Origin of the sequence: Allobosea sp. FBZP-16 (assembly GCF_002831785.1) — a bacterium.
Taxonomy (GTDB): domain Bacteria; phylum Pseudomonadota; class Alphaproteobacteria; order Rhizobiales; family Beijerinckiaceae; genus Allobosea; species Allobosea lupini.
Map to the genome: position 1 here is coordinate 3777 of NZ_LNCQ01000058.1, position 514 is coordinate 4290.

Genomic DNA, 514 nt, shown 5'->3' on the forward strand with positions numbered 1-514 from the left:
CGACGCCGAGCCGCGCGCGCCCGTCTGGATCCCGCCCGGGCGACGCGTGGTCTTCTCCATGCCTACCGACGCCGCCCGCTTCGCGAAGCCGGCACCGGCCCCGCTGCTTGAGCACGGGACCTGACGCATGGCCCGCTTCTTCGCCTCTCGTCGCGCTCCGACAGACGCCGCGCCGCTCATGGCGATCCTGGCGCGGAACGAGCTCGCGGAGGTGGAGGCGGAGCGCGAGCGGCTGAAGGCGGTAATCGCGAGCATCGCGCCGCGCCGGTCCACGATCATTGAAGGCCGCTTGAAGCGCCTGACGCGCAAGGCGCTGGAGCTCCAGGTCGCGATCAAGAGGAGCAGCCGATGAGCCATCGCGACATGCTGGCGAAGATCCACATCGCCAAGAAGGACTTGGCGCTCGACGACGACGCCTATCGCGGCCTGCTGCAGCGCGTCGCCGGCGTCGGCAGCGCGCGCGATCTCTCCGATCGTCAGGCCGATTCCGTCATCGCCGAGCTGAAGCGCCTGG

Annotated in this window: 2 protein-coding genes; both read left to right on the forward strand. The window is 70.4% G+C overall.

Translation table 11 applies throughout. The annotated features are described in order from the left end of the window. Positions 1-127: 127 nt before the first annotated feature. Positions 128-352 carry a hypothetical protein gene (locus CXY91_RS28430; RefSeq protein ID WP_100965334.1) on the forward strand — a complete coding sequence of 75 codons (225 nt, stop codon included), beginning with the start codon at positions 128-130 and terminating at the stop codon, positions 350-352. 11 nt (positions 353-363) lie between these two features. After that, on the forward strand, positions 364-514 hold a 151-nt coding region (locus tag CXY91_RS31340), incomplete at its 3' end, for a phage protein GemA/Gp16 family protein (RefSeq protein ID WP_465246897.1).